The sequence below is a fragment of the Streptomyces avicenniae genome (genome assembly GCF_000719135.1).
In the GTDB taxonomy this organism is placed as follows: domain Bacteria; phylum Actinomycetota; class Actinomycetes; order Streptomycetales; family Streptomycetaceae; genus Streptomyces; species Streptomyces avicenniae.
On sequence record NZ_JOEK01000001.1, the window covers coordinates 220,661 to 243,628 of the forward strand.

At 72.9% G+C, this 22,968-nt stretch carries 18 protein-coding genes and 1 pseudogene; 7 read left to right on the plus strand and 12 right to left on the minus strand.

Translation table 11 applies throughout. The features are described 5' to 3' along the window. Positions 1 to 104: 104 nt before the first annotated feature. Genes IF27_RS01020 through IF27_RS01040 form a run of 5 tightly spaced genes read right to left on the minus strand, consistent with a single transcriptional unit; the run spans position 105 to position 5,716 of the window. On the minus strand, positions 105 to 653 hold the full coding sequence (locus IF27_RS01020; protein ID WP_190232750.1) for a hypothetical protein: 549 nt from the start codon (positions 651 to 653) through the stop codon (positions 105 to 107). Then, positions 650 to 2,143 (minus strand): sensor histidine kinase, encoded by a 1,494-nt coding sequence (locus tag IF27_RS01025; protein WP_052847303.1) that lies wholly within the window; start codon positions 2,141 to 2,143, stop codon positions 650 to 652. The genes IF27_RS01020 and IF27_RS01025 overlap by 4 nt, the downstream gene beginning before the upstream one ends. Then, positions 2,140 to 2,823 (minus strand): response regulator transcription factor, encoded by a 684-nt coding sequence (locus tag IF27_RS01030; protein WP_052847304.1) that lies wholly within the window; start codon positions 2,821 to 2,823, stop codon positions 2,140 to 2,142. The genes IF27_RS01025 and IF27_RS01030 overlap by 4 nt, the downstream gene beginning before the upstream one ends. Before the next feature lie 47 nt (positions 2,824 to 2,870). Then, complete coding sequence (gene murJ / locus IF27_RS01035; RefSeq protein ID WP_052847305.1) at positions 2,871 to 4,547, minus strand: murein biosynthesis integral membrane protein MurJ; 1,677 nt, start codon at positions 4,545 to 4,547, stop codon at positions 2,871 to 2,873. Further along, positions 4,544 to 5,716 (minus strand): lipid II:glycine glycyltransferase FemX, encoded by a 1,173-nt coding sequence (locus IF27_RS01040; protein ID WP_052847306.1) that lies wholly within the window; start codon positions 5,714 to 5,716, stop codon positions 4,544 to 4,546. The genes murJ and IF27_RS01040 overlap by 4 nt, the downstream gene beginning before the upstream one ends. 240 nt (positions 5,717 to 5,956) lie before the next feature. On the opposite strand from IF27_RS01040, the gene IF27_RS01045 reads away from it, so the two are divergent. The 3 genes from IF27_RS01045 (at position 5,957) to IF27_RS01055 (ending at position 9,924) form a co-directional block, all read left to right on the plus strand. Then, positions 5,957 to 7,363 carry a hypothetical protein gene (locus IF27_RS01045; RefSeq protein WP_052847307.1) on the plus strand — a complete coding sequence of 469 codons (1,407 nt, stop codon included), beginning with the start codon at positions 5,957 to 5,959 and terminating at the stop codon, positions 7,361 to 7,363. A gap of 63 nt (positions 7,364 to 7,426) precedes the next feature. After that, on the plus strand, positions 7,427 to 8,662 hold the full coding sequence (locus IF27_RS01050) for an AAA family ATPase (protein WP_052847308.1): 1,236 nt from the start codon (positions 7,427 to 7,429) through the stop codon (positions 8,660 to 8,662). After that, positions 8,659 to 9,924 (plus strand): vWA domain-containing protein, encoded by a 1,266-nt coding sequence (locus tag IF27_RS01055; RefSeq protein WP_052847309.1) that lies wholly within the window; start codon positions 8,659 to 8,661, stop codon positions 9,922 to 9,924. The genes IF27_RS01050 and IF27_RS01055 overlap by 4 nt, the downstream gene beginning before the upstream one ends. 169 nt (positions 9,925 to 10,093) lie before the next feature. Here the strand turns inward: IF27_RS01055 and IF27_RS01060 are convergent, their stop codons facing one another. Together IF27_RS01060 and IF27_RS01065 are read right to left on the minus strand one after the other, a co-directional pair. Further along, positions 10,094 to 10,693 carry a hypothetical protein gene (locus IF27_RS01060; RefSeq protein WP_052847310.1) on the minus strand — a complete coding sequence of 200 codons (600 nt, stop codon included), beginning with the start codon at positions 10,691 to 10,693 and terminating at the stop codon, positions 10,094 to 10,096. Positions 10,694 to 10,946: 253 nt separating this feature from the next. Beyond that, positions 10,947 to 11,462, minus strand: a complete 516-nt coding sequence (locus IF27_RS01065; RefSeq protein WP_052847311.1) for a hypothetical protein — start codon at positions 11,460 to 11,462, stop codon at positions 10,947 to 10,949. Positions 11,463 to 11,808: 346 nt separating this feature from the next. Here IF27_RS01065 and IF27_RS01070 point away from each other — a divergent pair, with 346 nt between their 5' ends. The 4 genes from IF27_RS01070 to IF27_RS01085 are packed head-to-tail and all read left to right on the plus strand — an operon-like array spanning position 11,809 to position 15,959. After that, positions 11,809 to 12,558 carry a (5-formylfuran-3-yl)methyl phosphate synthase gene (locus IF27_RS01070; RefSeq protein WP_052847873.1) on the plus strand — a complete coding sequence of 250 codons (750 nt, stop codon included), beginning with the start codon at positions 11,809 to 11,811 and terminating at the stop codon, positions 12,556 to 12,558. Next, on the plus strand, positions 12,545 to 13,951 hold the full coding sequence (locus IF27_RS01075; RefSeq protein WP_052847312.1) for an aldehyde dehydrogenase family protein: 1,407 nt from the start codon (positions 12,545 to 12,547) through the stop codon (positions 13,949 to 13,951). Before IF27_RS01070 ends, IF27_RS01075 begins: the two co-directional genes overlap by 14 nt. Positions 13,952 to 13,953: 2 nt before the next feature. Beyond that, positions 13,954 to 15,060, plus strand: a complete 1,107-nt coding sequence (locus IF27_RS01080; protein ID WP_052847313.1) for an NAD(P)-dependent alcohol dehydrogenase — start codon at positions 13,954 to 13,956, stop codon at positions 15,058 to 15,060. Further along, positions 15,057 to 15,959 (plus strand): class I SAM-dependent methyltransferase, encoded by a 903-nt coding sequence (locus IF27_RS01085; RefSeq protein ID WP_052847314.1) that lies wholly within the window; start codon positions 15,057 to 15,059, stop codon positions 15,957 to 15,959. Before IF27_RS01080 ends, IF27_RS01085 begins: the two co-directional genes overlap by 4 nt. A gap of 201 nt (positions 15,960 to 16,160) precedes the next feature. Here the strand turns inward: IF27_RS01085 and IF27_RS31360 are convergent, their stop codons facing one another. From IF27_RS31360 to IF27_RS01110, 5 genes and pseudogenes are all read right to left on the minus strand, one after another. After that, complete coding sequence (locus IF27_RS31360; protein WP_110945417.1) at positions 16,161 to 17,105, minus strand: tetratricopeptide repeat protein; 945 nt, start codon at positions 17,103 to 17,105, stop codon at positions 16,161 to 16,163. A gap of 39 nt (positions 17,106 to 17,144) precedes the next feature. Continuing rightward, a complete protein-coding gene (locus tag IF27_RS01095; RefSeq protein ID WP_190232753.1) occupies positions 17,145 to 18,983 on the minus strand; it encodes a tetratricopeptide repeat protein in 1,839 nt (612 codons plus the stop codon). Between the two features lie 804 nt (positions 18,984 to 19,787). After that, a pseudogene (locus IF27_RS01100) lies at positions 19,788 to 20,126 on the minus strand (ATP-binding protein); the annotation flags it as partial. 602 nt (positions 20,127 to 20,728) lie between these two features. Beyond that, a complete protein-coding gene (locus tag IF27_RS01105; RefSeq protein ID WP_052847318.1) occupies positions 20,729 to 21,106 on the minus strand; it encodes a DUF6247 family protein in 378 nt (125 codons plus the stop codon). A gap of 298 nt (positions 21,107 to 21,404) precedes the next feature. Then, complete coding sequence (locus IF27_RS01110; protein ID WP_052847319.1) at positions 21,405 to 22,838, minus strand: MFS transporter; 1,434 nt, start codon at positions 22,836 to 22,838, stop codon at positions 21,405 to 21,407. Positions 22,839 to 22,968: the final 130 nt, after the last annotated feature.

Consider the following 22,968-nt stretch of genomic DNA (forward strand, 5'->3'; position numbering starts at 1 on the left):
AGGCGCCGGATCGTCCTCGTACCGGGCGTACCAGGGCGATGCGGCAACGCAGCGAGCGTGCGTGCCAGACGCCGCGAGCAGGACGACCCCGGTGAAGACGCGCCCTAGCCGCCCCCGGCCGCCAGGTCGCACACGACCGGCCCGAACGCCGTCTCGATCCCCCGCAGCCACACCCGGGTCCTGCCCTCGGCGTCCTCGGTGAACGCGATCGTGCACACGACCTGCCGCCGTCCGAGGGCGTCGAGGTCGCCGAGGTCGATCGGCAGCCGCACCTCCACGCCGCCCGACGGGTGCCGCTCCACCAGGGGGATGCCCTCGAACGGGAAGTCGGGCAGCCCGTCGGTGAGGCCGGCCGCCCGCTCCTCCTCCAGCGGCCCGGCGAACAGTTCCGCGACCGTCTGCTGTGTGGACACACCGGGCGAGTCGCCAGGGCCCGGCACGTCCGGCGCGTCCTCCGCGAAGCGGACCACCGGCATCGCCTGCCCGTCCGCCGACCGGAGGAAGAGGACCATCCCGGTCGGCGGATACGGGTAGACCGCCGCGGTGGCCGGGGCACCGGCGCCGATCACGCCGGTACCCGGCACACCGCAGCCGCCGAGCAGCGGCGCCGCGACGGCGGCGAGGGTCACGAGAGCGGGACGACGTGGCCTCACGCGGGCGCCTCCCCCGTACGCAGCGGCATCTCGACGGTGAAGACCGCGCCCGTACCCCCCGGCCCGTTCGCGGCCCGGACGGTGCCGCCGTGCAGCCGCACGTTCTCCAGGGTGATGGCGAGCCCCAGGCCGCTGCCGACCGAGCGGGTGCGGGCGGCGTCGGCCTTGTAGAAGCGGTGGAAGATGTGGGGCAGGACGTCAGGCCGGATGCCGGGCCCCCGGTCGGCGACCTCGGTGACCAGCCAGGCCGTGCCGTCCGCCCCCGTGGTGGTGCGCAGCGTCACGGTGACGGGCGCGCCGCCGTGCCGCAGCGCGTTGCCGACCAGGTTGGCGACGACGACGTCGAAGCGCCGCGGATCGAGCACGGCGCGTATCCCGTCCGGCAGTTCGGTGCGCACCAGGTCGGTCCAGCGCCGCTGCCCCAGCGTCCTGCGTATGGTCTCGGCGACGTCGATCTCGTCGGTGTTCAGCTCGGCGGCGCGGGCGTCGAACCGGGAGATCTCCATCAGGTCCTCCACCAGCACGGCGAGCTTCCCGGTCTCCGTGCTGATCAGCCGGACCGCGCGCGCCGTGTCGGAGTCGAGCCGGTTCGCGCCCTCGTCCAGGACCTCGGTGACGGCGAGCATGCCCGCGAGCGGGTTGCGCAGTTCGTGCGAGACGTCGGACGCGAAGCGGCGGGCGCGCTCCTCCGCCTCCCGCAACTCGTTGACCGAGCGCTCCAGTTCGCCCGCCGACTCGTTGAACGTCCTTGCCAGATCGGCGAGTTCGTCGCTCCCGCGCACCGCGATCCGGGTGTCGAGACGGCCGCTGCCCATGGAACGGGCGGCCTGCCGCAACTCCCGCACCGGACGCAGCACTCCGCGCGCGGCGACCAGCGCGGCCACCAGGGCGACGGCGAGGCCGGGCAGCGCCCCGTCCCGCGCGGCGGCGGCCAGCGCCTCCACGTTCGCCTGCTCCTCGGGCATCGGCATCACCGCGTACAGCACGATCCCGGTCGGCGCGACGGTGCTCGCGCCGAGCTCGAACACGACCGGCATGCCGATGGTGAGGTACGGCACCCCGTCCTTGACGACCCGCTGGAAGCTGCCCTGCGGGTCCGCGTGCGCCGTGCGGCGCAGCTCGGGCGTGATGACCGTGGACGTGGGGTTGGTGCCCGACGAGGCGCGGACCGAGCCGTACTCGGCGTAGACGTACCACGGGTGCGGCCTGCCGTTGCGGGCGAGGGTGCGCAGCGTGCCGACCAGCTCGGTGGTGTTGACGGGCAGGAAGAAGTCCAGCTCGCGCACCTGGTCGCGGAAGGAGGAGACCGCGGTGTCCTGCGCCGTCGCCAGGACGGCGTTGCGCACCTCGCGGAAGGTGAGCGCGGCGGTCGTCCCCGCGCTGACGGCCGCCACCAGCAGGAACGCGAGGACGAGGCGGGTCCGCAGGCCGAAGGAGCGGCGCCGTTCGCCGGTGGCCCTGGTGCGCCGCCGCGAGGCCCCGAACCTCACAGCGGCCCGAAGCGGTAGCCGAAGCCCCGCAGGGTCTGTATGTAGCGCGGGTTGCCGGGGACGTCCTCGATCTTGTTGCGCAGCCGCCGCACGCACGCGTCCACGAGCCGTGTGTCGCCGTGGAAGCCGTACTCCCACACGTGTTCCAGCAACTGCTGGCGGCTGAAGACCTGTTCCGGCGCGGCGGACAGGTGCAGCAGCAGCTTCATCTCGGACGGCGCGAGGGCGAGCCGTTCGCCGTTCTTGGCCACGCCGAGCCCTGACCGGTCGATGGCCAGCTCGCCGTGGAACTCGACGGCGGGCCGCCCGCCGCCCGGCTCCTCGAACCGGCGCAGCACGGCCCGGATGCGGGCCTCGATGACCTCGGTGCGGGCGGGTTTGACGATGTAGTCGTCGGCGCCGGCCTCCAGGCCGATGACGACGTCGAAGTCGTCGCCGCGCGCGGTGAGCATGATGACGGGCAGCTGGCTGTCCTCGCGCACCTTGCGGCAGACCTGCACGCCGTTCATGCCGGGCAGCATCAGGTCGAGCAGCAGCAGGTCGGGCCTGAACTCGCGCAGCAGGGCGAGCCCGGCCTCGCCGGTGGCGGCGGTCCGCACCTCGTGGCCGCGGCGGCGCAGGCCGAGTTCCACGCCCTCGCGTACGGAGGGGTCGTCTTCGATGAGGAGCAACCGAGGCATGGGCACAGTATCCAGAGGGTCGGGGGCGGCCGAGAGGGCAGCCGGGGTCATGAGGGGTGGCGGCGGCGCAGCCGCGTGACGGCGCCGGTGACGAGGGCGTCGATCTCGGTGAGCCGCAGCGGCCTGGCGAGCAGGACGAACGTGGCGCCGATCGCCGCCGCCCCGGCCCCGGCGGACGCGGCGGCCCCGCCCGCCTCCGCCCAGCGGGCCGCGCCGTACCCGAGCGCCGTGGCCGGGACGGCGGCGACGAGCAGCCGCGCCTGCGCCGCGAAGGCGCGCGCCGGGCCCGTACGGGCGTCACGCGTCGCCGCCAGGCGGCGGTGCAGGACCAGGGCCGTGACGGCCCAGCCCGCCCACATCGCCACCGAGTACCCGGCCGCGATGCCGGTCACCGCCCAGCGCGCGGGCAGCGTCGCGTAGGCCGCCACCGACAGGCCCGCGTTGAGGGCGACGGTCACCAGGTTGAGGAGGAACGGCGTCCTGGTGTCGGACAGCGCGTAGAACGTGCGGGAGAGCACGTACTGCCCGCTGTAGGCGACCAGTCCTGGCGCGAACGCCATCAGCGTGCCCGCCATGACGGCGACGGCCGCCTCGTCCGTCCCGCCGTACCCGAAGACGAGCGCCATCACCGGCTGCGCGAGCGCGAACAGCCCGCACGCCGCCGGGACGACGGCCGCCGCGCTCCCGCGCAGCGCGTACGACACGTCGCGCCGCACGGCCGCGGTGTCCGCGTCGGCCGCCGCCGCGCTCATCCGGGGCAGCAGCGCGGTCATCAGCGACACGGTGATGATCCCGTGCGGCACGGCCCACAGGAGGTACGCGTTGTTGTACGCGCTGAATCCGGCGCCGCCTTCGATCCCCGCCGCCTCGGCCCGCAGGCCCGCCGTCGTCGCCAGCCGCGTCGTCAGCCAGTACGCGGCCTGGTTGGTGAGCACCAGCAGCACCAGCCAACCGGCGTTCCGCAGCGGCCTGGTGAGCCCGCTGCCGCGCCAGTCGAAGCGGGGCCGGAAGCGGAAGCGCGCGGCGCGCAGCGCGGGCAGCAGGGCGAGGGTCTGGACGACGATGCCCGCCGTGGTCCCCCAGCCGAGCAGCGCGGTCCCTGCGGCGTCGAGCGTGCCCCCGTCACTCGCGCCGAAGGCCGCCAGGTAGAGGCAGAAGACGGCTATGACGACGACGTTGTTGAGGACGGGCGTCCACATCATCGCGCCGAAGCACCCGCGCGCGTTGAGGACTTGGCCGAGCAGCGTGAACAGCCCGAGGAACAGGATCTGCGGCAGGCAGTAGCGGGCGAAGGCGACCGTCATCGCCGTCCGGCCCGGCGGGTAGTCGGTGTACGCATCGACGATCGCGGGCGCCGCCCACACCGCGCACGCGGTCAGCGCCAGCAGGGCGAGCACGCAGACGGTGAGCAGCCGGTCCGTGTACGCGGCGCCGCCGTCCGCGTGCTCCTTGGCCGCCCTGACCAGCTCCGGCACGAAGACGGCGTTCAGCGCCCCGCCGATCAGCAGCATGTAGACGATCGTCGGCAGCGAGTTGCCGACGGCGTACCCGTCGGCGACCGTCCCGACGCCGATCGCGGCGGCGACGACGGCCGACCGCGCGAACCCGGTCGCCCGCGACACGACCGACCCGGCGGCCATCACGGCGCCGCTGCGCAGCACGGACGGCGCCCGTCGCCGCGACGCCCGGCCGGGGGCGACCGCCTCGGCGCGCGCGGCCGTCACCGGCGCGCCAGGTACGTCTGGAACATGCGGTACAGCGCGTGGTTGGCCGTGCCGCCCAGCGGCCTCTCCCACTCGCCCAGGGTCTCCACGACGTCGCCGCCGGTCCCGAGCTTCCAGCGCAGCAGCCCGTACGCGCGGTCGTCGGGGTCGAGGGTCGGGGGGATGCCGCGCATGTCGTAGACCTCGGCGCCGAGCGCCTGGGCGTCGAGCAGCATCCGCCACTGCAACAGGTTGGACGGGCGGACCTCGCGGCGGTGGTCGGCCGAGGCGCCCGTCTGGTACCAGACCCGGCCGCCCACCCGGATCATGGTGTGGGCGGCGAGCGTCTCCCCGCCGTGACGCGCGAGGTAGAGCCGCATCCTGCCGGGCTCCTCGGCGTTGAAGGCGGCGAACTGGCGCTCGTAGTAGGCAAGCGACCGCCCGAGGCGGAACCCGTCACGCATCTCCGTGATCCTCAACAGCCGGTAGAAGTCCGGCAGATCGGCCGCGCCGCCGACCACCACCTCGACGCCCGACTTCTCCGCACGCCGCACGTTGCGCCGCCACTCCTGGTTCAGCCCCGACCACAGGTCGTCCGGCGTGCGGCCGGTGAGGGGTATGCGGAAGACGTGCCGCGGCTGCGCGTCGCCGTCCTCCTCGCCGCCGCAGCGCTGCCAGCCGCGCGCCCGCAGCCGCTCGGCGACGGCCGTGCCCAGCGGGTCCACCTCGCTCGCGAGGACGTCCGCGAGCCGCCGCCCGGGGCCGGTCGCCCCCTTGACCCGCGCGGCGCTCCAGCGGCGGTAGTCGGGCGAGGGACCGATCCGTACCGCGAACGCGCCCGCCTCGCGCAGATACCGCAGCAGCGGGGCGAGCCAGCCGTCGATGTGCGGGTCGGCCCAGTCGGCGACCGGCCCCTCCGGCAGGTACGCGAAGTACTTGCGCGTGCCGGGCACCTGCCGCAGCAGCACCAGCGCCACCCCCGACAGCCGCCCGGACGCCGGGTCTGGCCCCCAGCCGACGCACTGCCCCCGCCAGCCGTCCTTGACCTCGGCCCAGGAGGGCAGTTGGAGGAACGCGGCGTTCAGCGCCGCGCCCTCGCGGGTCGCCAGGAACCGGCGGTACGCGGCGGCGGTGATCGGTTCCAGCGGTGATTCCTGGCCTCGGACGGCCGTGACGGGCTGCGCTGACACGGTGTGAGCCTCTCTGCGGGGAACGCCCGGGTCTCCTGGCGACGCCGAGGATGCTCACAGCGGTCCATGACCGCTCCACGCGGCGAATGCGACCGGACGGTGACCGTTGTGCTCCGACCGCCGTCACACGCGGGCACGGGAGGGGGCCTGACAGATCCGTGCCGTCGTGCCTAAGATGCCCGCGATGAACGACAACTCCTCGTACAGATCGGGGGAATCGTCCGCGCAAGGTGAGTGCTGATGGCACACCGCCTCGTGGACCCGATTCCGTCCCACCTCTCGATGTGGCAGCGCGTGCGCATGTACGCCGTGCCACCGTCCATGATCGACACCGCGACCGCACGGCGTGCGGTCGGCGACTGGGCGGGGGCCTGCGCCGCCGCCCGCGTCGATGTCGCTCTCGATCCGCGCGCCGTGCGCGACCGCCACGGCACCGAACTCGCCGCCCGCCTGCGGGCCGACCTGCGTCGGCTGGCACCCGACCTGCTCCGCTGGCACATGCCGAGGATCGCCCCCGACGGACGGCTCAGGCCGGGCCTGACCCTCTCCCTCGCGCGCTACCACCGCCCAGGCGCCACCCCGCTGCACCTGGTCGTGCGGACACCGCCGACGTGGGCGGACGGGGGCCAGCGCATCTCCCTTGCCCTGTGGGAAGGGCAGGGGGACGGCACCCCGCGCCACCATCCCCACCCGCACCCCGACCGGCGTTTCCGGCTCGATCTGCACCCGCACCTCTGGGACGCCACGCGCAGCGGCGAACTGGCCACGCGATGCGGCGTGTCGGCCCCCGCAGACGACCCGGCGTGGGCCCGTGAACGATGGGCCGCCGAGGCCGAACTCCTGCTGCGCGCCGAGGGACTTCACCGGGGCGCCTTCGCCGTACGGCTCGGCGCGCGCGACCGCACCGTGCTCGAACTCGTCGCCCCGGACGACAGCCACGCCCCGACGCTCCGGCCGCTGCCCGAGGCGCTGCCACCCCAGGTGGTCGCGGCGCTCCCGACGCTGCCCGAGGCCGCGGCACGCGTCCTCCCCGATCTAGGGCTGCTGCGGGCCGGGTTGATCACGACCGACCTGCTGCACCCGCTCGTCGCCGCGGCCCTGGCCACGGCCCACCCGCCGGGCGGCACCGCACCTGAGGCGGCCCCCGCCGTCCGGCCGGGCGATCCGCACCGGGTGGAGTGCCGCGGCGAGATCCACAGGATCGCGCTGCGGGACGGGCGGCTGACGGCGATCGACCACGACCCGGCCCAACTGCGCCGCGAGGAACTGCTCGTGGCGCTCGGCGGGCCCGCCCTGCCGTGCCTGCGGGCGATCGACGCGGCGCACCGCGACCCGGAGGCGCTGCCCGCGGTCCGTGAACGGCTCGCCCACGGCGACGTCGCCGGGGCGCTGGCCGTGGTCGAGGGGCTGCTCGGCCCCGGCGCGGTCCTGCGTGAAGGACCGCTCAGGGACGCGCTGGAGACGGCCGTGGCCCGCCGCATCGACCACGGGCTCTTCCGCTCGGGGCTGGTCCCCGGGCACCCCGCCGCCGACCCCGCCACTCGGCGCCCGGATCAGGACCACCGGCAGCGGCTCGACCGCCGTACGCCGCCCGCGACGCGCGGCAAACGCACCAACCGCGCCCGGCCCCGTACCGCCCTGGCCTGACGCCTCTCTCTCCTCAACTTCCGGGACGGGCCGCCCCGTTCCGCCGTTCCCCCAGGTGATGCCATGACGCCCAATGCCCCCCTGCCCGCGCCCGTGACCCAACTCGCCCTCGCCGACGACCTCCTGGCCCGGCTGCGGACGACCACCACCGAACCGCGCCCCGACGAGCAGCTCGAAGCCCTCACCCTCGCCGTCGCCGCCGACCTGCCCGTCCTCCTGTGGGGCGAGCCCGGCATCGGCAAGACGGCGGCCCTCACCCAACTCGCCGCCTCGCTCGACCTCCCGCTGACGACCGTGATCGCCAGCGTCCACGAGCCGACCGACTTCTCGGGCCTCCCCCTCGTCGGCGACGACCCGGCCGAGCGCGGGGTCGCGATGGCGCCGCCCCGGTGGGCCGTGGAACTCGTCCGCGCCGGGCGGGGGTTGCTCTTCCTCGACGAGCTGTCCACCGCCACCCCCGCCGTCCAGGCCGCGCTGCTCAGGGTCGTGCTGGAACGGCGGGTCGGCGCGCTGCAACTTCCCCCGGCCGTACGGATCGTGGCCGCCGCGAACCCCCGCGCGTCGGCGGCGGACGGCTGGGAGCTGAGCCCACCGCTGGCGAACCGCTTCGTGCACCTCCACTGGGTGCACGACCGCGACGTCGTGGTGCGCGGCCTCGGCGGCACCTGGCCCCGGGCCGAGCTGCCCAGGCTCGTGAGCGAGCGGCTGCCGGACGCCGTGGCCTACGCCCGCCACGCGGTCTGCGGCTTCCTGGACGCCAGGCCCACGCTGATCCACCGGCTGCCGACCACAGAGACGCGGCGCGGGGGCGCCTGGCCCTCGCCCCGCAGCTGGGAGGCCGCGCTGACGCTGCTGGCCTTCGGCACGGCGGCCTCCGTCTCCCGTGAGGTGCTGGCGCTGCTCGTCAGGGGCGCGGTGGGGGACGGCCCGGGGCTCGAACTCCTCGCCCACCTCGACCGCTTGGAGCTGCCCGACCCGGAGTCCCTCCTCGCCGACCCGGCCGCCGCCGACCTGCCCGTACGGGGCGACCTGCGGCAGGCGGCGCTTGAGGCGGTGGTCGCCGCGGTCGGGGCCCGCCCGGCGCGGGCGCGCTGGGAGGCGGGCTGGGCGGTGCTGGTCCGCGCGCTGGAGACCGGCGCACCCGACCTCCTGGTCGCCCCGGCCACGGCGCTGGCCGCCCTGCGCCGCGACGACTGGGAGGTGCCCGAGGCGGTGGAACGGCTGGCCGGGGTCATCGGTCTCGCCCGGCGGGCCGACCGGTCGGTCGAGCGGGTCACGGCCGAGACGGCGCGGCGATGACGGGGACGACGCGGCGCCCGCCGTCACGCCTTGGCACGCGAGAACTCCACCTCGACACGGAGAAGTTGCTGGCCGCCCGGCTGCACGCGGTGAAGGTACGCCCCTACCTGGCGGGGGCGCTGTTCGCGCTGCACGTCGTGGAGGACAGGTCGGTGCCGACGATGGCGGTGGACATGCACTGGCGGTGCTACGTCTCGCCCGGCTTCGTCGCCCGCACGCCGCTGGACGAACTGGCGGGCGTCTGGGTGCACGAGGTCTCCCACCTGCTCAGGGACCACCACGGCCGAGGCGAGCGGTACGCGCGCGAGCACGGGGAGTTCGGGCCGGGCGAGCGGCTGCGGCGCAACATCGCCGCCGACTTCGAGATCAACGACGACATCTACGGCGACGGCCTTCCCCTGCCCACCGGCGCCGTGGTCCCGTCGCTGCTGGGGCTGCCCGACGCGCTGCTCATGGAGGAGTACCTGCGGCGGGCGCCGATGTCGGGGCTCGCCGCCGACCTCGCCTGGCTGGACTGCGGCAGCGGCGCCGACGGGCACGAGCGGCCGTGGGAGCTGGGCCCGGACGGCGCCCACGGGCTGAGCCGACAGCAGCGCGACGCGATCCGCTTCCGGGTCGCCGAGGGGATCAGGGGCCGCCCGGGGGACGCCCCCGAGGGCTGGCGCCGCTGGGCCGACCAGGCGTTCCATCCGCCGCAGCCCTGGCGGCAGTTGTTGGGGGCGGCGGTCCGTTCGGCGGCGGGTGGGGCGGGCGGTGGCGACGACCACAGCTACCGGCGCCCGTCCCGGCGGTCCGCCGCCGTCCCCGGCGTCGTGCTCCCGAGCCTGCGCCGTACGCCGCCCCGCGTCTGCGTCGTGATCGACACCTCGGGGTCGGTGAGCGACGCGGAACTGGGCAGCGCGCTGCTGGAGGTGGCGGCGATCTCCCGGGCGGTTGGCGGGCGGCGCGACCTGGTCTCCGTGCTCTCCTGCGACGCGGCGGCCGGGGTCGCGGTCCCGCTCTGCCGCGCCGAGAACATCGAACTCATCGGCGGCGGGGGAACGGACCTGCGCGCGGGATTCGCCCGCGCGCTCCGCTCCCGGCCGCGCCCCGACGTGATCGTCGCGCTGACGGACGGGCAGACCCCGTGGCCCTCCGCGCCACCGCCCTGCCGCACGGTCGTCGGCCTCTTCAGCCGTTCCGCCCGCCCCGTGAACGAGGAGAATCCCGCATACGTCCCGAAACCCGCGCCGTCCTGGGCGCGTGTCGTCACCATCTGCTGAGCGCGGGACATGGCCCGCCCGAGGAATAGGGAAATGCGACCGCCGACCCGGCAGTAATTCCCCCGGCATTCCCTGACCGCACCGCGCCATCATTTCGGCCGCTTCACGCAAAACGCTCGACCGGAAGAATCCGGTCGAGCGTTTTCGCTATACGCGGGGCGGCGACGCGTCAGATGGTCGGCGTGTCATCGACGACTTCCTTGTGCGGTTCGACGATGAACTTCCAGCCGTCGCTGGGCTCAAGGAACCGCACGCGGGTCGGATAGATGTCCAGGGCGCGCCGGTCCCGGTTCTGGGCGCCCGCGCTCTTCCGCCCGCGGATCGGCTCCTCGAACAGGTCCACCTTGACGTCGGGCACCGCGACGACCTCCTCGCTCCAGCGCTGCACGATCCCCACGCCGAAGGCGTCCCGTGCGGCGGAGTAGAGCGACTCCAGGGAGCCCAGGTCCCCTTCGGGGACGAAGAGGGCGAGGTTCAGCAGGACACCGGCGCTCTTGAGGACCTCGATCTCCTCCCCCTTCTCGTCGGCGACCCAGATCCCGCGCCCCTCGGCGTCGTCCGGCAGGGTGGTGACCTCCTGGCCGAAGACCGTCCTGGCGGTGAAGGAGCCTCCCTCGAATTTCTCACCCGGCCTGGTGAGGAAAGCCGGGGCGTAGCAGTCGAGAGAAAGGGCATCCAGTTCCGCGGAGACGAAGATGCCGTCCCGGAGGCTCAACTGCGAGGCTTCCTCGGCCGTAAGACGTCGAGCCGTGACCTTCTCGGTGTTCACGCCATTCCCCTTTTTCTTGGCGTCCTGCGAGTCCGTCGAAACTCTACCACGGGAGGAGAAGGCCAGTTGCGGTCACGCGCGCCCTCGCACGCGGCGCAAATCCCGTCACACTCCGAATAGTTCACCCCGGAAAGGGGGCCGCAGGTACCTCAGGTATCACCGCGGAAAAGCGGCTTCCTTTCGGAAGCGAAAGCGGCGCTCGTACGGAATGCGGGCGGGCTTTCCGCACGGCGGCGCCCGGGGGTGCCGCCGTCTACGGGCGCCCGCTGTGGCGCAGCCGGAGTCGGCGCCGGGGATGCGAGCGCAGCACCGGGTGGAGGTTCCAGCCCTGCGCGGAGGCGACGTGCATGACGTAACCGGCGCCCGCGCCACGGTAGCGGTGCACGCCGAGTTCGAGGTCGCGCTGGAGGCCGTGCGACGTCTCCACCAACCGCGTCTTCCTGCTGACGAGACGGTCGATGCGCGCCCGGTAGTAGGCCGTGTCGCCCTCCCGCACCAGCGCCACCGGGGTCACGCACCAGCGCGGGATGAACGGCACCCGGCCCAGCGTGGCGTCCAGCATCCGGATCGCGCCGTTCTCGGTACGCGGCAGCATGTAGACGACCAGCTGGACCACCGACGCCATGCCGTACATGCAGAGCGCGAAGAGGATCCACACCACCCACCACAGCGGCAGCACCAGCACGGTCAGCGGGAGCAGCAGCAGCCAGCGCAGTGCGGCCGACCGGACGGGCAGCGGCCCCCAGGCCGGATCCTCGAAGTCGTGCACGGCCCGTGTCCCCCTGGGTTCGTCATACCGCTCGTCCAGCAGCCGCGAGTCTACGCCGGGGCCACCACGCCAGACAGCCGATGGGCGCCGCCGCGGAACACCCGTGCGTCAAGCGAGAGTTGTCTCCTCACTCCCCGCTCCCGCCCGCGCATGGACCGTGGTCGTCCGCGTCGCCGAGGACGCCGGCGCGCGCGGCGCACGTCCCTCTCCCGGGCGCCCCCCAGGAACACCGCACGCTCTACCGGTGCCCACGGGCGGCGGAAAGGATGAGCACACCGCACATCAACCAGGCCATCCGCACCACCTGCGCCTCGTGCAGGCGGACCTGCGGTGGAAGGAGCCCATGGTGCTGCTTCTCATCTCCCCCGACAGCGTCGAGGAGGCCCTCGACTGCGCGAAGGCGGCGGACCACCTCGACATCGTCGATGTCAAGAAGCCCGACGAGGGCTCGCTCGGCGCCAACTTCCCCTGGGTCATCCGGGAGATCCGCGACGCGATCCCGGCGGCCAAACCGGTGTCCGCCACCGTCGGGGACGTCCCGTACAAGCCCGGCACGGTGGCCCAGGCCGCGCTCGGCGCGGTCGTCTCCGGCGCGACGTACATCAAGGTCGGCCTCTACGGATGCACGACGCCCGCCCAGGGCGTCGAGGTCATGCGCGCGGTCGTCCGGGCGGTGAAGGACCACCGGCCCGAAGCCCTCGTCGTCGCCTCCGGGTACGCCGACGCCCACCGCATCGGCTGCGTCAACCCGCTCGCCCTGCCCGACATCGCCGCCCGCTCCGGCGCGGACGCGGCCATGCTCGACACCGCGATCAAGGACGGGACCCGGCTGTTCGACCACGTCCCGCCCGACGTCTGCGCCGAGTTCGTCCGGCTGGCCCACGCGTCCGGTCTGCTCGCCGCCCTCGCGGGCAGCGTCACCCAGGCCGACCTCGGCCCGCTGACCCGCATCGGCACGGACATCGTGGGTGTGCGCGGCGCGGTCTGCGAGGGCGGCGACCGGGACGCAGGAAGGATTCAGCCGCACCTGGTGGCGGCCTTCCGGGCGGAGATGGACCGGCAGGCGAGGGAGCACGCGGCCGGTGCCCTTGCCTGAACCGGCCCTCGCCACACCGACGTCCGGGGTCGCGCGGCTCGCCGTCGTCGATCCGGCCACCGGGGAGCCCTTCGACGACGCCCCCGACCAGCGGCCCGACGAGCTGGACGCCGTCATCGACCGGGCCCACCTGGCCTGGCCCGGCTGGCGCGCGGACGCCGACGCCCGTACCGCCGCGCTGCGTGGGGCGGCCGACACCGTCGAGACGGCGGCCGACGCGCTCGCCCGGCTGCTCACCCGCGAACAGGGCAAGCCCCTGGCCGAGTCGCACGCGGAGATCGCCCGGACGGCCGCCCGTCTGCGCTACTTCGCGGACCTGACCCCCAGAACCCGCCGGATCGCCGACGGCCGGGCCGTGGACAGCGAGATCCGGTGGCGGCCCGTCGGCCCCGTCGCCGCGATCGTGCCGTGGAACTTCCCGCTCCAGCTGGCCGCCGCGAAGTTCGCGCCCGCGCTCGCGGCGGGCAACCCCGTCGTCCTCAAACCGTCCCCGTTCACCCCGCTCGCCACCCGGCAGCTCTGCTCCCTGCTCGCCGACGTCCTGCCGGAAGGCGTCCTGACCGTCGTCACCGGCCGCGAACCCCTCGGCGCGCGCCTCGCCTCCCACCCGGGCATCCGCCACGTGACGTTCACCGGCTCGGTGGCCACCGGGCGGGCCGTCGCCGAGGCGGCGGGGGCCTCGCTCGCCCGCGTCACCCTCGAACTGGGCGGCAACGACGCTGCCGTCCTGCTGGACGACGTCGAGGTGGACCGGATCGCCGACCGGCTGTTCTGGGCCGCGTTCCGCAACTGCGGGCAGGTCTGCATGGCGGTGAAGCGCGTCTACGTCCCGGCCAGGCTCCACGCCGAGGTCGTCGAAGCCCTCGCCCAGCGCGCGAGGACCGTGACCGTCGGGCCGGGGCTCGACCCCGCGACGCGGCTCGGCCCGGTCAACAACGCCCCGCAGCTGGCCCGCGTCGAGCGGATCACGCGGGAGGCGCTGGCGGGCGGCGCCCGAGCGGCGGCGGGCGGCCAACGGCTCGACGGGCCTGGCCACTTCTTCGCGCCCACGATCCTCACCGACGTCCCGCCGGACAGCCGGGTGGTGACGGAGGAACAGTTCGGGCCCGTCCTGCCCGTGCTGCCCTACCGGAGTCTCGACGAGGCCGTCCGCGCGGCCAACGGCACCGGTTTCGGCCTCGGCGGCTCCGTGTGGGGAACCGATACCGACCGCGCCGCGGCGGTCGCCGACCGGCTCGAATGCGGCACCGCCTGGATCAACCACCACGCCGAACTCTCCCTCGCCCAGCCCTTCGCTGGCGACAAGAACAGCGGCGTCGGCGTCGCGGGCGGGCCGTGGGGCCTGTACGGCAACCTCAGGCCGTTCGTCGTCCACCGCCCGCGGGAGGCGTGACGATGAGGATGCGGGCGGCCGTACTGCGGTCGTACGAGGGCCCGTTCGCGGTCGAGGAGGTGACGCTGTCGGCGGAGCCCGCCGTCGGCGAGATCCTGGTCGAGATCGCGGGCTGCGGGATGTGTGGGACCGATCTCGCGGTCAGGCGTTCCGCGGGCCGCAGCCCGTTGCCCGCGGTGCTCGGCCACGAGGGCGCGGGGGTCGTGGTGCGGACGGGCGGCGGCCCCGACACGACGATCGACGTCGGCGACCACGTCGTGCTGAGCTTCGACTCCTGCGGGAACTGCCGCACGTGCCGGGGCGCGGCGCCCGCCTACTGCGACTCGTTCGCCGCCCTCAACCTCTTCGGCGGACGCCACGAGGACGCGCCGCGGCTCACCGACGTGACGGGAGGAGCGCTGGCGCCGCGGTGGTTCGGCCAGTCGTCGTTCGCCGAGTACGCGCTCGTCCCGGCACGCAACGCCGTCCGGGTGGACCCGGCGCTGCCCGTCGAACTGCTCGGGCCGCTCGGCTGCGGCTTCCTCACCGGCGCCGGGGCCGTGCTGAACACCTTCGGCCTCGGGCCAGGCGACACGTTCGTGGTCCTCGGCGCGGGGGCCGTGGGGCTGGCCGCGGTGATGGCGGCCACCGCCGCCGGGGCGCCGACCGTGGCGATCGACCGGCATCCCGTGCGGCTCGCCCTGGCCGAACGGTTCGGCGCGATCCCGCTGCACTCCGACACGGCAGGGCTGCCGGAACGCATCCGGCGGCTCACCGACGGCGGCGCGCGATACGCGCTCGACACCACGGCCTCGCCCGCGCTCGTCAACGACGCGCTCCTGGCGCTGCGTCCCACCGGCAGCCTCGGCCTGGTGGCGCGGCTCCACACCGCGCTGTCGCTCGAACCGGGCACGCTGGACCGGGGCCGCAGCATCCGCCACATCAGCGAAGGCGACGCCGTCCCCGCCCTGTTGATCCCCCTGCTGACCCGGCTGTGGCAGGCCGGGCGCTTCCCCTTCGACCAACTGATCCGCACCTACCCGCTGGCCGACGTCAACGAGGCCGAGCGCGACTGCCGAGCGGGCCGCGTGGTCAAACCCGTCCTGCTCCCGAACAGAGGAAGCCGATGAGCGCAATCCCCCCTCCCACCGACGGTGGAGGCGTGGACGGAGGCGTGGGCCTGACCGCCCTCCTGGTCGCCGCGGCGCGGGCGATCGAGACCCACCGCCACGACAGCCTGGCCCAGGACCCCTACGCGGAACACTTCGTGCGTACCGCGCCTGCGTGCGCGGACTGGCCGGTGCGCATCGAGCAGGTCCCTGACGGGGACGGCGACCCGCTGTGGGGGCGGTTCGCCCGCTACTTCGGCCTGCGGACCAGGGTCCTCGACGACTTCCTCCTCCGCTCCGTCCGCACGAGCGCCCGCCAAGTGGTGCTGCTGGGTGCCGGGTTGGACACCCGCGCCTACCGTCTCGACTGGCCGTCCGACTGCGTGGTCTTCGAGATCGACAGGCCGGGCGTGCTCGCGTTCAAGCACGAGGTGCTCACCGACCTCTCGGCCACCCCACGTTCGAAACGCGTCCCCGTACCGGCCGACCTGCGCGACGACTGGATCACCGCGCTGACCACCGCCGGCTTCGACCCGACCGCGCCGAGCGTCTGGCTGGCCGAAGGGCTCCTCTTCTACCTGCCAGGCCCCGCCGAGACCCGCCTCATCGACACCGTGGACCACCTGACCACCCCGGGCAGCGCCTTCGCCTTCGAGGCCAAGCTGGAGAAGGACCTCCTCCAGTACCGCGACAGCACGATCTACACGGCCACACGACAGCGGCTCGGCATCGACCTGCTCCACCTCTTCGCACGCGAGCCCCGCCCCGACTCCATCGGCACCCTGACGGCCAAGGGCTGGACCAAGCAGGTACACACCCCCTTCGACTTCACCCACCACCACGGCCGCGGCCCCCTCCCCGAACCGAACGACGCACTGGAGGGCAACCGCTGGATCTTCGCCCAAAAACCCCACCCATGACCCCCGCCCCCCCCATCACCACACCAGCCCCGGTCTATCCCATCGCCCCCTTACGGTCCTCCGCCCTGCCCCAACGCCGATCGCCGGACCATTGCGCAGGGCGGCCAATCCCCCGGCTGACGACCTCATCAAACACACACGCGCTCGCGGGGCGCCGGGCACACCTTTTGATCCGTAGCTCTAACGGAACGGTCAGTAAGGTCATTGCTGTTGCTCGGGAGGGGCTGAGAGGGGTTCGAGATCGGGAGCAGCTGCTGACGTTGCTGTACTGGGTTGCTGTATGGCACCTGCGGCATCGCGGGCATGACGAAGGTTGTTGCGGGCGGTGAGGGTTTCGGGGTGATCCGGTCCAAGAATGCGCTCGTAGTCGGTGAGGACCCGTTCCCGCAGGTTGAGGGCGTCTTGGACCCGCCCCAAAGCGCTGTAGGAAAGGGCGAGCTTGCTGCGGCCCATGACGGTGTTGGGGTGATCGGACCCAAGAATGCGCTCGTAGTCGGCGAGGACCTGCTCCCGCAGGTCGAGGGCGTCTTGGACCCGCCCCAAAGCACTGTAAGAAACGGCGAGATTGCTGCGGGCCATGAGGGTGTCGGGGTGATCGGACCCAAGAATGCGCTCGCGGTCGGTGAGGACCCGCTCGCAAAGTTCGAGGGCGTCTTGGACCCGCCCCAAAGCACTGTAAGAAACGGCCAGGTTGTTGCGGGCGGTGAGGGTGTCGGGGTGATCGGACCCAAGAATGCGCTCGTAGTCGGCGAGGACCCGCTCGCAAAGTTCGAGGGCGTCCCGAGTACGCCCAGCGTTACTGTAGGAACTGGCGAGGTTATTACGCGCGCCGAGAGTGGCGGGGTGATCGGACCCAAGAATGCGCTCGTAGTCGGCGAGGACCCGCTCCCACAGGTTGAGGGCGTCCCGAGTACGCCCAGCATCGCGATAGGAAACGGCGAGGTTATTACGCGCGCCGAGGGTGTCGGGGTGATCGGACCCAAGAATGCGCTCGTAGTCGGCGAGGACCCGCTCGCAAAGTTCGAGGGCGTCCCGAGTACGCCCAGCATCGCTGTAGGAAACGGTGAGGTTATTACGCGCGCTGAGAGTGGCGGGGTGATCGGACCCAAGGACGCGCTCGTAGTCGGTGAGGACCCGCTCCCGCAGGTTGAGGGCGTCCCGAGTCTGTAGGAAACGGCGAGGTTATTACGCGCGCTGAGAGTGGCGGGGTGATCGGACCCAAGGACGCGCTCGTAGTCGGTGAGGACCCGCTCCCGCAGGTTGAGGGCGTCCCGAGTTGGCGAGGTTATTACGCGCGCTGAGAGTGTCGGGATGATCGGCCCCAAGGACGCGCTCGTAGTCGGCGAGGACCCGCTCGCAAAGTTCGAGGGCGTCCCGAGTACGCCCAGCATCGCTGTAGGAATTGGCGAGGTTATTACGCGCGCTGAGAGTGTCGGGATGATCGGCCCCAAGGACACGTTCGCAGTCGGCGAGGACCCGCTCGCAAAGTTCGAGGGCGTCCCGAGTACGCCCAGCATCGCTATAGGAATTGGCGAGGTTGCTGCGGACCATGAGGGTTTCAGGGTGGTCCGGTCCGTGCATCGCGATGCTTTGCTGGACGGTTCTTTGGTCGTATGCGACTGCCTGGTCGTAGAGGACTGCTTCGGTGAGACTGCTGCTGACCCGGTAGATGAGGCCGTGAGTTTCAGGTTGCCACAGGGCAGGGTGTGTGTGCTGGTCGAGTTGCATGGCGTTGGCGCGCAGGGATGAAGCAAGCTCCCCGTCGAGGTGGTCACGGTCCGGCCAGAGACCCTGGATTGCGTCGGCCGTGATGCGGGCCATCATGGCTCGGATCCGGGATGGGATGGTCTCGCGTATGGCGCGGGCGGTCAGCGCATGCACACGGATGGGCGCCTCATGCGTGTCCTGGGTGATGAGGGCGTAGGTGCGCAGGCAGTACAGCGCGTCGCGGATTTCCTTCTCCGTGACCGCTGGATGGTGTCGGCGGAACCAGCGCCTATGTCCTGGGCGCGCGGTGCGCAGGTACTGAAGCGCTGGGTGTGTGGTCCACAGGGCGGCGGGGTGACCGAGAGGGTCTACGAGGGAGATGAGCTGGAGCAGAGGACGGGCGAGGCGAGTGGTGTCGGCGGCCTCTACCCCTGTGAGAGAGATGAGGAGGGAGGCGGTGACGGAACCTCCGTACCCTTCGGTGTCGGCGTCCGGCGGAAGCAGGTCGCCCAACCGGTTGTCGGTATCGCGGAAAAGCCTCAGGTAGTCACCAGTCGTGCGCCGTTTATTGATCATGTAGGCGGCGGCATGGCCCAGGGCGAGGGGAAGGTGACCCAGTTCCCGGCTGAGCGAGTCGGCGTCGTCGGGGTTGAATAGGTTGGGGTGACCGGCGTCCGTAAGGCGGCGGCGGAGGAAGGCACGGGCTTCTTCCGGGCTGAAGATGTCCAAGCGGACCGGTGTGCGGCTCTTGCCACTGAGGCGGGCGTCATCGCGACGGGTGGTGGCCAGGACCCAGCCGTTGCGTGCGTTGCCGTCGGGCCACCACTCGTCCACCGCTTCTGGGTCGCTGATGTCGTCAAGCACGACCAGCCACCGCCGCTCGGTCGCCGCCAACCAGGCCAGGAACACCTTGGCGGCGGCCGGGCTGTCGTCTGACGCGCCTCCCGGAAGATGCAGCCGTTCGGCCGCCTCCGCGTAAGCAGTGATGATCTGGTCGGGCTCGGTCGCCTTCGCCCAAACCAACACATCCAAGCCGCCCTCACCGGAAGGCTCCTCGTCGCGTGTTTCTCGTGCGAGAGAGGCAGCAAGCTGGCTCTTGCCGACCCCACCATCTCCGACCAGCACCTGGCAAAGGGCCGCATTACCGCCTCTGTCACGGACGCGCGCGATCTTCTTACGGACGGCGGTGCGGGGCTGGAAAGCCGCTGCCAGCGGCGGCACTGTCCCCACCCACACCGGCCATACAACCTCGGCCCCCGATTCCGGCCCCAGCACCGGTCGAATATGCACGTTCACGTCCCGGCCGACCTGAGTCACGTTGCCCCCCGTACGCGCACTTTGCCGCATACGGCGCTGCCCCGAACGCTCCGCCACTGCCCCTCCCGCTCGTCTCAGGCGCGGTTCCCGCCGACCTGGTCGATGTCACCGTTACCAGTACCGTGCGCCTTCTGCCGTACGTCCTCCCGTGCCGGACGCGCCCGACGTCCGCCCCCCGAACCGTGATCGCCACCCGTCTGCGTGATGTTGCCGCCCCCGCGTGCCGACTGCCGTACCCGGCGCCCCTCCGCACTACCCGCTCGGGAGGCGCCAGCCTGGGCCCACCAGCCGAGCCCGGCCAGCACTCCCGCCGCGACCACACCCGACACCGGACCGATCACGTCCCACGGATCGTTCCCCCCGTTCGACAGCACTGCCCAGGGAACCGCCACGGCGAAGAACGCCACAACCGAGCCGCCCACCGCCACCAGCCACCGCACCACAGCCTGCCCCCGCATCCCCGCCCTCATCGACGGCGTCAACCCATGCTGAAACAACCCATGTTCGCACGCACCGCACGCCATCACCGGGCAAGCGGGAAGAACGGAATGGCCACGGTGGGCTTGTGCCCCCACGCGGTCGGTGGAGCGGGTTTGGGCGGTGTCCTGTTGGGGTCGGGCATGGGCGCTTCCCCAGCAGATCGGGCGGGGAGGAGCCCTGCCTTTGGGTGTCCATAGGCGGCGGTGGCTGTGGCGGTCAACGACGTCGTGGCAGTGGAGAACCACCGAGTCCCCGCAGTGCCAGGCGGGCCGTGGGCGTCGTGTGCGGTGGCCTCGCAGCGGAAACCCTCGCGGGTCCTGCGTCTCATGCCGTGCGGAGTTCGGCCGTGACGCTGTGGCCCTGCTGGTCGCCGCTGACCCGCACCTCGTCCGCGTACGTGACGACGAGCGCCAGGCCCCGGCCGCCGGTGGCGTGGTTGTCGGGGTGCTCGACGTGCGGGCGGGTGAGGGCGCCGCCCGCGTCGGTCACGGTGATGGTGACGGCCGCCTCCCCCAGCGTCACGGCCAGGAGGAACCCGCCGTCACCGCTCGCGGTGTGCGTGATCGCGTTCGCGCCCAACTCGGTGATGATCAGAGCGGCGTCGTCCGCGCACGGGTGGGTACCGAGAATGTCTCGGGTCCAGCGACGGGCGTGACTGACTTCTTCGGGCTGGCCGGCGAAGGTCCCCCAGTCCTGCCGAGTGAAAGCAGAGGCCGAGAAGAGCGTAGGGACGCCGCAGGGTCCCCGGTTCTACGAGCTACGTCACGTCGGACATGCCCTCAATACGCGGAGCAGAGCCGCGTGCAGGAAGGCAATGGTGCGAGCCCAATGGCCTGCCCTTGAGGAGCGGGTGACGAGCATCAAACTCGTGCTCTGCTCTGGGGATTCACGGTGTAAGACCGCCTCGACAAGCCCGTGGCCTGTACGACTGATGCCTCAGCGGAGCGCTGGAACGTTCCCCGCAGTCCGTCGCCGACGGTCGGAGGTCTGCGAAGGGCGGGATGATGCGGACGATGGCGATGAGTTCGATGCGCGGCACGGGTAGCGCGAAGAACCAGCCGTCGGCGAGGAGAGGGATGCGGCGTAGTCCGCCAGGGCCGCCGTGGCTCGGGCCGTCACCGATATCGGTGACATCGACGCCGACGTCGGCGAGAGCTACCAGTTCGTCGGCCAGTCGCTCGACCTCGGTGACGAGGTGAGGGGGAGTCCCGCGATGACGTGCTCGGCGTCCGGGTCGTACTCCCACCGCCACTGTTCCTTGTAGTTCACGGAAGGTGGTGTCCGCGCTGAACGCCCGCCTCGGCAACGGCTGTGTCGAGGATGCCGCCGATCTCGGCGGCGAGGACACGGGCCTCGTCCAGGTCGTCGGTCTCGGCGGCACGGGCCTCCAGCGCGCGCAGCCGGGCCGCGCGGTCCGGGGCGCGCTCGATCGCCACGTACACGGCCCACTGACCGACGAAACGGCGCATGGGCGCGGCGCTCACCTGTTCGCGGGCTTGCCTCAGGGCGGCGGCACGTTCGGCGTCGAACACGGGAAGCGCACCAGGAGCGACGAGCGCGAGCGCGGCCCGCAGTTCCTCAGGAGTGCCCCCAGGCTGTGGGATCCGAGACGCCCCAGCGGAGGAATCCGACGCGGTCGTCATGGAATCGCTCCTTCGGGCTGCCGACGCTGCTTCCGCCAGCGTGTCCGATAAGCCCCCAAATCTCAAGCTCGGAGTCAGCCGACCGCAGAGGCAGACCGTTGGCGAGCCACGGGACTGATGAGGGGCCGTCCTGCTGACCGATTTCCTGGTCGCGATGGAGGCGGAGGCCACGGCGGGCGGATCGAGCTGGTGCGCTGAGTACGTCGTGACGAAGTTCGGCCGTGACGTTGTGGCCGTCGTGATCGGCTGTGTGTCGGTCGCGTAGGTGGCGACCGGTGCCGGGCTTCCGGCCCGGGTGTCAGGTGGGCTGTCTGTCCCGTGGTGCGGGGTGCGGGGACGTGGGGCGGTGGCGGGGTGGGAGTAGGGGGAGGGTCACGGCCACCGCCGCGAGCGGCAGTGCCGCCGCGACCGTCAGGCCGAGGGCGTGTCCCGCGGTGGCCGCCGCGAGCGGTGCCTCGCCGTCGGCGAGGAGCGCGTTCGCCCGCGCCGCCTGGATGTTGACGAGGACGGCCAGCCCCAGCGCGCCGCCGATCTGGCGCGAGCTGCTGAGGACGGCGGACGCCATGCCCGCCTCGTGCGGCGGGAGGCCGCCGGTCGCGGCGGCGGTGAGGGGGACGAAGCCGATGCCGAGCCCGGCGCCCAGGACCAGCGACGGCCCGAGCACGTCCCCCGTGAAGCTGCCCGGCGCGTCGAGGAACGCCATCCAGCCGAGCCCGGCGGCCGTCAGCAGCCCGCTCGGCACGAGCAGCGCCCGCGCGCCGACCACCGCCAGCAGCCGCGTGGACACCCGGATCCCGGCGAACACCAGCACGCACATCGGCAGGAACGCGAGCCCCGCCTCCGCCGGGCCGAGCCGCAGCACGTCCTGGAGGTAGAGGGACACGAAGTAGAACGCCCCGAACTGCCCCGCGCTCAGCAGCAGCATGAAGAGGTTCGCCCCCGCCACCGGACGTCGCGCCAGCAGCCCGGGCCGCACCAGCGGCTCCGCCGCCCGCGCCTCCCACACGCAGAACGCCACGAGCAGCACGGCCGCCCCGCCGAGCGCCGCGAGCGTGCCGGGCGCCGTCCAGCCCGTCGCCTCGGTCCGCGCCACGCCGAGGATGAGGAGCGACGCCCCCGCCGTGGCGAGGACGGCGCCCGGTACGTCGAGCCGCGCGCGGTGCCCCCGGTCGCCCGGCGCGCCGAGCAGCGCGGTGACGACGACGGCCAGCGCCAGCGGCAGGTTGACCAGCATGACGGACCGCCACCCCGCGTACTCCGCGAGCAGCCCGCCGAGGAGGACGCCCACGCTGCCGCCCACGGCGGAGACCGCCGAGTAGACGCCGAGCGCGCGGTTGCGCGCCGGTCCTGCCGCGAACGTGACGGTGAGCAGCGCGAGCGCGGCCGGGACGAGCGCGGCGGCCCCGGCGCCCTGGACGACGCGCGCGGCGATCAGCTGCCACGGCTCCCGCGCCAGCCCGCCGCCGAGCGAGGCCAGCGCGAACAGCACGGTCCCGGCCAGGAGCAGCCGCCTGCGGCCGAACAGGTCGGCGGCCCGCCCGCCGAGCAGCAGCAGGCCGCCGAAGGAGAGCGCGTAGCCGTTGACGACCCACGCCAGGGAGCGGCCGAGGCCGAGCCCGGCGTCCATCGCGGGGAGCGCGACGTTGACGACCGTCATGTCGAGGGTGGCCGTGAGCTGGGCGAGGGCGACGGATGTGAGGACGAGCGTCGGTCGGGCGTCTCGCGTGCGCATGGGCAACACCTCCGGGGAACGCGCGGCGTACGGTCCAACGCGCGAACGTCCGCGCGGGCACGCCCGGGCGCCCGTGCCCGTCTGGTAGGTGTGGTCACCTGGCCGCCGCAGCGCCGTACCGCCGCGCGGC